This is a genomic window from Frankia sp. RB5, assembly GCF_059816245.1.
Genome location: NZ_JCBATA010000022.1, coordinates 99,121 through 109,108 on the forward strand (window position 1 = coordinate 99,121; position 9,988 = coordinate 109,108).

At 74.2% G+C, this 9,988-nt stretch carries 10 protein-coding genes; 8 read left to right on the top strand and 2 right to left on the bottom strand.

All coding sequences use genetic code 11. From position 1 onward, the window contains the following. Positions 1–145: 145 nt before the first annotated feature. The 6 genes from AC6EXY_RS14205 (at position 146) to uraH (ending at position 7,341) form a co-directional block, all read left to right on the top strand. Positions 146–1,045, top strand: a complete 900-nt coding sequence (locus AC6EXY_RS14205) for an FAD binding domain-containing protein (RefSeq protein ID WP_499817406.1) — start codon at positions 146–148, stop codon at positions 1,043–1,045. Then, positions 1,042–1,542 carry a (2Fe-2S)-binding protein gene (locus AC6EXY_RS14210; RefSeq protein ID WP_101830437.1) on the top strand — a complete coding sequence of 167 codons (501 nt, stop codon included), beginning with the start codon at positions 1,042–1,044 and terminating at the stop codon, positions 1,540–1,542. Before AC6EXY_RS14205 ends, AC6EXY_RS14210 begins: the two co-directional genes overlap by 4 nt. Further along, a complete protein-coding gene (pucD, locus tag AC6EXY_RS14215) occupies positions 1,539–3,875 on the top strand; it encodes a xanthine dehydrogenase subunit D (RefSeq protein ID WP_101830436.1) in 2,337 nt (778 codons plus the stop codon). The genes AC6EXY_RS14210 and pucD overlap by 4 nt, the downstream gene beginning before the upstream one ends. Next, on the top strand, positions 3,872–5,305 hold the full coding sequence (allB, locus tag AC6EXY_RS14220; protein ID WP_101830435.1) for an allantoinase AllB: 1,434 nt from the start codon (positions 3,872–3,874) through the stop codon (positions 5,303–5,305). The genes pucD and allB overlap by 4 nt, the downstream gene beginning before the upstream one ends. A 109-nt stretch (positions 5,306–5,414) precedes the next feature. Next, positions 5,415–6,965 carry an allantoicase gene (locus tag AC6EXY_RS14225; protein ID WP_101830434.1) on the top strand — a complete coding sequence of 517 codons (1,551 nt, stop codon included), beginning with the start codon at positions 5,415–5,417 and terminating at the stop codon, positions 6,963–6,965. A 19-nt stretch (positions 6,966–6,984) separates the two neighbouring features. Further along, positions 6,985–7,341, top strand: a complete 357-nt coding sequence (uraH, locus tag AC6EXY_RS14230; RefSeq protein ID WP_499817405.1) for a hydroxyisourate hydrolase — start codon at positions 6,985–6,987, stop codon at positions 7,339–7,341. A 4-nt stretch (positions 7,342–7,345) separates the two neighbouring features. Here uraH and AC6EXY_RS14235 read toward each other — a convergent pair whose 3' ends face one another. Continuing rightward, positions 7,346–7,711, bottom strand: coding sequence for a YybH family protein (locus AC6EXY_RS14235; RefSeq protein ID WP_101830432.1), 366 nt, complete (start codon positions 7,709–7,711; stop codon positions 7,346–7,348). A 107-nt stretch (positions 7,712–7,818) separates the two neighbouring features. On the opposite strand from AC6EXY_RS14235, the gene AC6EXY_RS14240 reads away from it, so the two are divergent. Continuing rightward, positions 7,819–8,787 (top strand): LysR family transcriptional regulator, encoded by a 969-nt coding sequence (locus AC6EXY_RS14240; RefSeq protein ID WP_499817404.1) that lies wholly within the window; start codon positions 7,819–7,821, stop codon positions 8,785–8,787. Between the two features lie 78 nt (positions 8,788–8,865). On the opposite strand, the gene AC6EXY_RS14245 is transcribed toward AC6EXY_RS14240, so the two are convergent. Next, complete coding sequence (locus AC6EXY_RS14245; protein WP_499842347.1) at positions 8,866–9,426, bottom strand: HNH endonuclease; 561 nt, start codon at positions 9,424–9,426, stop codon at positions 8,866–8,868. Here AC6EXY_RS14245 and AC6EXY_RS14250 point away from each other — a divergent pair. Continuing rightward, positions 9,325–9,984 carry a hypothetical protein gene (locus AC6EXY_RS14250; RefSeq protein WP_499817403.1) on the top strand — a complete coding sequence of 220 codons (660 nt, stop codon included), beginning with the start codon at positions 9,325–9,327 and terminating at the stop codon, positions 9,982–9,984. The genes AC6EXY_RS14245 and AC6EXY_RS14250 overlap by 102 nt on opposite strands. Positions 9,985–9,988: the final 4 nt, after the last annotated feature.

A 9,988-nucleotide genomic window follows, 5' to 3' on the forward strand; every position in this document is an offset into this window, starting at 1 on the left:
CACGACCGATCCGGCCAAAGGGGGACAAGGGCCCCTACCCCGAGAAAAACGTCTTCGTGTTTCCTCGCGACGCCGAGCATGTAACACTGGGTGACGACGATGCGACGAACATCAACGTAACGTTCCGCCTCTAGTGTCGGATGCCATGCACTCCTCGCCCGCTCGCCCCGCGTCGGCGATGTACCGCCCGCGCACGGTGGGGGAGGCGGTGGACATGCTCGCCGGCGCCCGCGAGTCCGGTACCGAGGTCGTCCTGCTCTCCGGTGGGACGGACCTGGTGCCCGCGCTGCGCTCCGGCGAGCGCCGCGCGGACGCCGTCGTCGCCCTGCGGCGGGTGCAGGAACTGCGCGTGCGCGGCGCCGGCGCCGACAGTCTGACCGTCGGCGCCGGCGTGACCTACACCGATCTCGTCGGCTGGTCCCTGTCGCCGGGGCTCGCCCGGACCGCCCGGGTCGTCGGGTCCGTGCAGATCCGCAACACCGGCACGGTCGGCGGAGCCCTCGGCTCGGCCCGGCCGGCCGGCGACCTGCTGACGTTCCTCACCGCCGCCGACGCGGAGGTGCTCACCGCCTCGCCGAGCGGGCCCGCTCGGCTGCCGCTCGCCCGCTTCCTCGCCGCCGGCCCCGCACCAGGTGCCGTGGTCACCGCGGTGCGCCTGGCCCGACCGGGCGGTCCGCAGACCTACCTCAAGATCGGCGGACGGCAGGCGGCCTTCCCCGCCGTCGTCTCCTGCGCCGTCCTCGTCGACCGGCTACGCCGCAGCCTGACCTGCGCGATCGGGGGAGTAGGCCGGCTGCCGGCCCGGATGGAGGAGGCCGAGAGCGCCGCCGCGGGCGACATCGACTGGGCAACCGGGACGGCGTCACCCGCCGCGGCCCGCCGTTTCGCCGACCTGGTGACCGCGGCGGCCGCCCGGATCGCGCCGGCCCTGCCCGTCGGCCCGCGGGAGTCGGCCGAGTACCGCTGGCACGCGGCGGGCGTGCTCGCCGGCCGCGCGTTCACCCGCTGCCTGCTCCCCGCCGCGACACCGGATGAGCCGACGTGAGTGGCGGGGAGACCTACCGGCTGCACGTCGACGGGTTCCCGCGCACGGTCAGCGGTGCCTGGATCGGGGACTCGCTGCTGACGGTGCTGCGTGACGCCCTCGGCGTGACGGCGGTCAAGGACGCCTGCGAGCAGGGGCGGTGCGGCGCCTGCTCGGTGCTGCTCGACGGCCGGCTCGCGGCGTCGTGCACGGTGCTCGCCGCCGACGCGGACGGGGCCCGGGTCGTCACCGTCGCCGGGCTCGGGACCGTCGGGCTCGCCCGCGCGGTGCGGGCGACGTTTCTCGCCGAGGGGGCCGTGCAGTGCGGCTTCTGCACGCCCGGTTTCGTCGTCGCGGTGACGGACCTGCTCACCCGCCGGCCGGACGCCGACGCGGACGAACTGCGTGAGGCGCTGGCCGGCAACATCTGCCGCTGCACCGGCTACGGCCGGATCATCGCCGCCGTCCAGGCCGTCCAGCGCGACAGGGCCGTCCAACGAGACAGGGACGCACGGTGAGCGGCGGCGTCGGCGCGTCCGCCCGCCGCCCGGACGGCCCGGCGAAGGTGGCCGGGACGTTCCCCTACGCCGGGGACCTGCGGGTCCCGGGAATGCTGCACGGGCGGACCCTGCGCTGCCCACACCCGCGGGCGCGGATCCGCCGCGTCGACACCGCGACGGCCCGCCAGCTGCCGGGCGTCGCGGCCGTCGTGACCGCCGCAGACGTGCCCGGCGTCGCCACCTACGGGCTGATCATCGCCGACCAGCCCGTCTTCGCCGCGACCGAGGCCCGCTACGCCGGGGAGCCGGTGGCCGCGGTGGCCGCCGTCGACGCCCGTACCGCCCGCCGCGCCCTCGCGGCGATCGAGGTCGACTACGAGCCGTTGCCGCCCCACACCGATCCCGCGCTCGCGCTCGCCCCGGACACGCCTCGCCTGCACCCGGCAGGCAACCTCTACCGCGAGATCGACGTTCGCCACGGCGACCCCGACCGCGACGGTCCGGTGGTGATCGAGGACCACTACGTCGTCGGCATGCAGGACCAGGCGTTCCTCGCACCCGAGGCGGCCCTCATCACCCCGGCGGCGGACGGTGGCGTCGACCTGCGGGTCGCCACCCAGTGGCTGCACTCCGACCGCGAGCAGCTCGCCGCCTGCCTGGCCCTGCCGGAGGATCTCGTCCGGCTCACCCTGGCCGGGGTGGGGGGCGCGTTCGGCGGGCGCGAGGACATCACCCTGCAGATCCACGGGGCGCTGCTGGCCCGGGCAGCGGGGGCGCCGGTCCGGATCGCCTACGACCGGGTCGAGTCGTTCCTCGGCCATCCCCACCGTCATCCCGCCCGCATGTGGTTCCGGCACACCGCCACCCGTGCCGGCGATCTGGTCAGCGTCCAGGCCCGTCTGGTCCTCGACGGCGGCGCCTACGCGTCGTCGTCCCCGGCGGTGCTGGCCAACGCGGTCACCCACGCGGCCGGTCCGTACCGGGTGCCCCACGCGCGGCTGCACGGGGTGGTGGTGCGGACCAACAACCCGCCCTGCGGGGCCATGCGCGGGTTCGGCGTTCCGCAGGTGACCATCGGCCACGAGGCCCAGTTGGACCGGCTGGCGGACGCTGTCGGCCTGGACCCCGTCGAGCTGCGCGTGCGCAACGCCATCTGCCCGGGCGACATCCTGCCGACCGGCCAGGTGATGGGCGGCCCGCTACCCGCCCGGGAACTCATCCAGCTCGTCGCCGCCCGACCCCTGCCCCCGTCACCGACGGCTGGCCCAGCCGGCCCGACGGGCCTCACCCTGCCCGGCGGCCTGCCCGCCGCCGCCGACCCGAGCCGGGTGCGTCGCGGCGTCGGATACGCCCTCGCCTACAAGAACCTGCTGTTCTCCGAGGGCATGGACGACTCCTCCGTGGCTCGCGTCCGCCTCGACCTCGCCGCCGACGGCACCCCGCGGGCCAGCATCCACAGCGCCTGCGCCGAGGTCGGCCAGGGGTTCGTCGCCATCGCCGAGCAGATCGCCCGCACCGAGCTCGGCGTCGACCAGGTCGTGCTGCGCCCGGCGGACACCGCGATCGGTAGCGCCGGCTCCACCAGTGCGTCCCGCCAGACCTGGATGAGCGGCGGGGCGGTGCGCGGAGCGTGCGTCGCGGTCGCCGACCGCCTGCTGGCCCGCGTGGCCCGCACCGCCGGACTGCCAGCGCGGGTCGTCGAGGCGCCCGGGGCAAGCCTGCGCATCACCGCGGGACGGATCGTGGGCGCCGAGGCGGGCCTGCGCCTCACGCTGGCCGACGCGCTCGCCGCCGGCCCGGTCGAGGCCGAGTTCACCTTTCACCACCGGCGCACCACCGCGCTCGACGCCGCCGGCCAGGGGGATCCGCACGTCGCCTTCGCCGCCGCCGCGCATCGGGCCGTCGTCGACGTCGACCTCGACCTGGGGCTGGTCCGGGTCGTGTCGATGGCGCTGGCCCAGGACTGCGGCACCGTGCTCAACCCGCTGGCGCTGCGCGGCCAGGTCGAGGGCGGCACCGCGCAGGGCCTGGGCCTGGCCGTGATGGAGGAGCTGGTCACCGACGGCGGGCGGGTGACGAACCCGACCTTCCACGACTACCTGCTGCCCACCGCCGCCGACGTCCCCGACCTGGACTTCGTGGCCGTCACCGAGCCACAGCCGGAAGCCCCGTACGGGGTGAAGGGTGTCGGTGAGGCCCCCACCTGCACGGCGACGCCGGCGATCGTCGCGGCGATCCGGGCGGCGGTGGGCCGCGACCTGCGCCGCGTCCCCGTCCGCCCGCAGGACCTCGTTGATCTGGAAAACCCTGTCGACCTGCCTGGCGCCCCTGGAGGTGACCCGCCAGCATGAGCGACTCCGCCCCTTCTGGCCCTGCCCTGGCTGATTCCCGCCTGGCACTGCCCCGCCTGGCACTCTCCCGCCTGGCACTGCCCCGCCTGGCACTGCCCGAGCGCCCGCGGGTCCTGCGCTCGCGCCGGGTCATCCTCCCCGACGGCGAGCGTCCCGCGGCGGTACACGTCGAGGCCGGCCGGATCACGGCGGTCACGGTGCTGACCGAGGCGCCGGCGGGGGTGCCGGTGACCGACCTCGGCGACCTCGTGCTGATGCCGGGCGTCGTCGACAGCCACGTGCACGTCAACGAGCCCGGCCGCACCGAGTGGGAGGGATTCGCCACCGCGACCCGGGCGGCGGCCGCCGGCGGCGTCACCACGATCATCGACATGCCGCTGAACGCGATCCCGCCGACGACGTCGCTCGCCGCCCTCGAGGCCAAGCGGGCCGCGGCCGCCGGGCAGATCGCCGTCGACGTGGGCTTCTGGGGCGGCATCATCGGCGCCGACACCCGCCGCCAGCGCGACCTCGCCGCGCTGCACGACGCCGGCGTCTTCGGATTCAAGGCGTTCCTGGCCCCGTCCGGGGTCGAGGAGTTCCCGCACGTGTCGATGGACGTCCTGGCCGCCGCCGTCGGGCACACCGCCCGCATGGGCGCCCTCACCGTCGTGCACGCCGAGTCGCCCACGGTCCTCGCCGCGGCCCCGCCGGTGGTCGGCCGGGCGTTCGCGAGCTGGCTGGCCTCCCGGCCACCGGCCGCGGAGAAGCGGGCGGTGGCGGGACTCGCGGCGCTGTCCGCGGCGACCGGCGCCCGGCTGCACGTGCTGCACCTGTCCGCCGCGGACGCGCTCGACGACGTCCTGGCCGCCCGGGTGGAGGGACTGCCGCTGAGCGTCGAGACCTGCCCGCACTACCTGACCTTCACCGCCGAGGAGGTGCCCGACGGCGCCACCGTGTTCAAGTGCGCCCCACCCATCCGGGGCCGGACGAACCAGGACCGGCTGTGGGACGCGCTCGCCGAGGGACTGTTCGCCGGCGTCGTCACCGACCACTCCCCGTCGACGCCGGCGGTCAGGCAGATCGACACCGGCGACTTCGCCGCCGCCTGGGGCGGGATCGCGTCCGTGCAGATCGGGCTGCCCGCCGTGTGGACGGGGGCCCGCGCGCGTGGCCACAGCCTCGCCGACGTGGTCCGCTGGATGTGCACGGGACCGGCGGACCTCGCCGGCCTGCGCGCCAAGGGCCGGATCGCGGTGGGCGCCGACGCCGACCTCGTCGTCCTCGACCCGGACGCGTCGTTCGTCGTCGAACCAGCCATGCTGCACCACCGCCACCCGCTGACCCCCTACGCGGGCCGCAGCCTGACCGGACTGGTCCAGGCGACCTACCTCCGGGGGGTGCGCGCCGACGGCAACCGTCCGCCCCGCGGACGGCTGCTCGCCCGATGAGGGACGTATCACCCGATGAGAGACGTACTCTTTGCGTCCCGCAAACGCGGTGCCCCATCCTGTCCCCGCGGGGCCCGTGCCGCCACCCGTCTGACCGAGAGGGATTCTGATGAGTGACCAGCCCGATCTGACCAACCTTGCCGATCTGGCGGCGGCCCGGTTCGGTGGCACGGTCGTGGCCGTCAACGATGAGTTCTTCGCGTTCGCCGAGCGGATGCTGCTGCCCGAGGCGCCCGTGGTCCGGCCGGGCGTGTTCACCGAGCGCGGCCAGTGGACGGACGGCTGGGAGACCCGCCGTCGCCGCGACCTGCCCGGGGCTGACTGGGCCATCGTCCGCCTGGGCTCGCCCGGCATCGCCCGGGCGATCACCGTCGACACCACCCACTTCACCGGCAACGCGCCGGAGGCCGTCACGATCCACGGGGCGACGCTCGCCGGCTACCCCTCGGCGGCCGAGGCGGCCGACCCCGCCGTCGACTGGGTCGAACTCGTGCCGCGCACCCCGGTGACCGCCGACGCCGCCAACGTCCTGCCCGTGGCCGAGCACGGCCTGACCCGCATCACCCACCTGCGGCTCACGATCCACCCGGACGGCGGCGTCGCCCGGCTGCGCGTGCACGGCACGGTCGTGCCGGATCCCCGGCTGCTCGACCATGTCACCTCCGACCTCGCCGCCGCCGACCTGGGCGGGGTTGTCGTCGCGGCCAGCGACATGCACTATGGCGACCGCCACAACCTCAACGCCTCCGGTGATGCCCGGGCGATGGGGGAGGGCTGGGAGACCCGCCGCCGCCGCGGCACGGGGCACGACTGGGCGGTGGTGCGCCTGGTCACCCAGGGCCTGATCGTGCGGGCTGAAGTCGACACCAGCCACTTCCGCGGCAACGCCCCCCGGGCCGTCGAGCTGTGGGCGGCCGACTACCCGGACCTGCTCGACCCCGACGACGTCAGCGCCATCGGCGACTGGTTCCCGCTCCTGCCGCGCACCCGGGTGCAGCCCAACACCCGCCACCTGTTCGACCTGGAGGTTCCCGTCCAGGCCACCCATGTGCGCATCGACGCCATCCCCGACGGCGGCCTCGCCCGGCTGCGCCTGACCGGCCTGCCGACGTCGACCGGGCGGGAGTCGCTCGCCATGCGCTGGTTCGACGCGCTGTCCCCGGAAGCCGCGATCGAGGAGCTGCTGGCCTGCTGCGGTTCCGAGGACTGGGCCGCCGCAGTGGTGGAGCGCCGCCCGTTCGGCACCCTGGCCGGGCTGCTGCCCGCCGCCGAGCAGGAATGGTGGGCGCTGCCCGAGCCGGCCTGGCTGGAGGCGTTCACCGCGCACCCCCGGATCGGCGAGCGCCCCACCCGCACCCCGGCGCCGCCGACGACCGCCCGGGCCTCGCTCGTCTCCCTCGACGCCCCCCGGCGGGAGCAGGCGGCGATGGACGAGGCGTCCGACGAGATCAGGGCCGCCTTCGCCGCCGGCAACGCCGAGTACGAGGACCGTTTCGGCTACATCTTCCTGGTCCGGGCGGCGGGCCGCACCGCCGAGGAGATGCTCACGGTGCTCCACGAGCGGATGACCCACGGCCCGGCCGAGGAACTGCGGATCGCCGCAGGCCAACAGGCCGAGATCACCGCCCTGCGCATCCGCCACCTGATCACCGGCGCCTGATCACCGGAGGGAGGGGCTGATGGGCCTGTCCACCCATGTGCTGGACACCGCGGCGGGACGTCCCGCCGCGGGCGTACCAGTCCGCCTTGAACGCGGCCTGCCCCCGCAACAGGCTGCCTCCCCGCAACAGGCTGCCTCCCCGGAACAGGCTGGCGTCTGGACGGCCGTCGCGTCCGGGGTCACCGACGCCGACGGCCGGCTCGCGGGCCTGCCGCTGACCGCGCCCGGCCGCTGGCGGCTCGTCTTCGACACCCACGCGCGCTCGGCGTTCTTCCCCGAGGTGACGATCACGTTCGCGGTCACCGACCCGGCCGAGCACCATCACGTCCCGCTGCTGCTAGCGCCGTTCGGCTACTCGACCTACCGGGGCAGCTGACCGGTCAACCGTCGGCCCGGACGAACTCGGGCTGGTCGAGCAGCCGCAGCCAGGTGCCGTCCGGCTGGCGACGGGCGACCTGCGCGCGGGCGCCGGCGCCATCCCGGGCCACCGTGGATGTCAGCGCGACGTCGCCGTGAACCAGGGTGGGCAGCGGCGCCTCGGGCTCGAAGCGTGGCGCGTCCGCGAGCACCTTCTCCCACAGCGCCCGGATGGCGTCGCGCCCCACGGTCTGGCCACCTGGCGGGTACGCCATGACGGCGTCACGCTCGTAGAGCTCCGCGATGCCGGCGGCGTCCCCGGCGTTCGCCCGCTCGACGAACAGCCTGGTCAGATCCTCAGGCGTGCGGGCGCCCTCGTGCTCGGTCATCCTCGACTCCTTCTTCCGTTCCGGTCAGTGTGCTGTGCCGCCAGTCTCGCCAGCGGGAGACGTAGTAGTCCAACAGATGATTCTGATGGGATCTAGAATCCCGGATTATGGAACTGCGCCAGCTGGAGTACTTCATCGCCGTCGCCGAGGAGGCGAACTTCACCCGTGCCGCGCAGCGGGTGCGCATCAGCCAGTCGGGGGTCAGCGCCCAGATCCGCGTACTGGAACATGAGCTGGGCGCGCTCCTGATCGACCGCTCGGGCCGCAGCGCGACGTTGACGCCCGCGGGCGTTGCGGCGCTGGAGCACGCCCGGGCGGCGCTGGCGGCCGTCGGCGCCGTGCGGGCGGCCGTCGACGAGGTGAACGGTCTGATCAGGGGCCGGATCGTGGTGGGCATGGTCGCGTCCTGCACGTTCGAGCCGCTGTTCGACGCGCTCGCCTCCTTCCACGCCGAACATCCCGGCATCGAGATCACCCTGACGGAGGACAGCTCCGACCGACTTCTCGACCAGGTCCGCGCCGGGTCGCTGGGCCTGGCCCTGGTCGGCACGCCCGCTGACGCGCCACTCCTGTCCGGGGCTGGCACCATGTCCGGGGCGGGCGCCCTGCCCGAGCCGCGGGCGGTGTCCGGGCCGCGGGCGATGCCCGTCGTCGCGGAGCCGCTGGTCGCCGCGGTCGCGCCCGCTCACCCGTTGGCCGTCCGGTCCAGCCTGCGCGTCGGTGATCTGGTGCCCTATCCCATCGCCTGCCTGCCGACCGGCACCGGCGTGCGGGCGGTGTTCGACCGGGCCTGTGCGGCCGCCGGCGAGCGCCCGCGCGTGACGCTGGAGGCCGCGGCGCCGACGGCTGTCGCCGAGCTCGCGGCCCGCGGCCTCGGCGTCGCCGTCCTGTCGGCGTCGATGGTGGACGATCAGCCCGACCGGCTGCGCAGCATGCCGATCGAGGACGTCCCCACCCTCGCCGCCCTCGCCCTCGTCTGGGGCGACACCCACGACCCGGCACTACGAGTGCTCATCCGCCACTGCCACCGCCGCTTCGCCCAGCCGACGTCAACCGCCCGGCCGACGTCGCGCTAAGCCGGCACTTCGGTACCAGGACGACGAGCTCATGGCGGTCGCCCAGTGGATGCTGGCGCGCAGTGGCCTTCTCATAGATCAGCGCACGTCCGCGCCTTGGCCTCCACCTCCACCGTCGAGGTTGCGGATGAGTGCGTCGAGGTCGTGGGTGGTGAGGGTGGGTGATGTGGCGGTGATGGGGGTGCCATCGGCCCGGGTGGCGTAGACGGTGTTGCGGCCCGATCGGTGCAGGGTGATGTGCTGGTCGTGGATGGTTTTGTGGTGTCGGCTGCAGAGCAGGAGCAGGTTTTCGATGTCGGTGGTGCCTCCCTGTTCCCAGCCGAGGGCGTGGTGGGTTTGGAGCCATCGGGTGCGTCGGCAGCCGGGGTAGCGGCAGTGTCCGCGGTCGCGGAGGTGGACGGCGTCGCGGAGGCGGTTGGTGGGGAAGCGTCGTCGTCTGCCGAGGTGGTGCAGCGGGTTGCCGTGCTGGTCGGTGTGGAGGTCGCGGAGGTAGGTGTCGCAGCCGAGGCGTTCCAGGACGGTGGCGGGTAGTCCGATGTGGGGGCCGAGGATGCCGCCGAGGGTGCCTTGTATGCGTCCTGCCGTTTGTTGACGGTCCTCACTTCCTGGGCCGCCGCTGTCGCCGTCCTCGCTGTCGATGTCATCGCCGTCGGTGTGGTCGTTGTCGGCGGTGTCGTGCGGGGGGTCCTCGTTCTTGCTGTTCTGGCTGGTGCTGGTGCTGGTGCTGGTGCTGGTGCTGGTGGGGGTGGTGGTTTCGAGGTGGATGTTGAGGGTGTGGGTGGGGTTGAGGAGGGTGGGTGGTGGTGGAAGAAGGCGGTGGCGAGGGCGAGGAGGGCGTCGACATCGTTGGTGGGGGGTTCGCCGTCGGTGTCGGTGACATCCATCGTGCCCATGCCCGTGTCAGTGGTGGGGGGTGGGGTGGTGTCGTCGAGGCTGGCGCGGGTGGCGTGGAGGGCGGTGGTGAGGTGTGCGGCTTCGTCGGCGGTGAGGACGGCGGTGAAGGTGATCATGCCGTCGGTGCGGGTGCGCCAGCGGGCGGTGCGCTTGGTGTGGGTGGCGGTGGGGTTGGTGGTCTTCTGGCGGTGGCTGGTGATGAGGTGTTCGAGCTGGTCGGCGGTGTTGCTGTGGGCGTGGTCGAGCCAGGTGTGTTCGGTGGTGGGGGTGGCGATGCGGCTCAGGGCGCGGACTTTGGTGTAGGTGA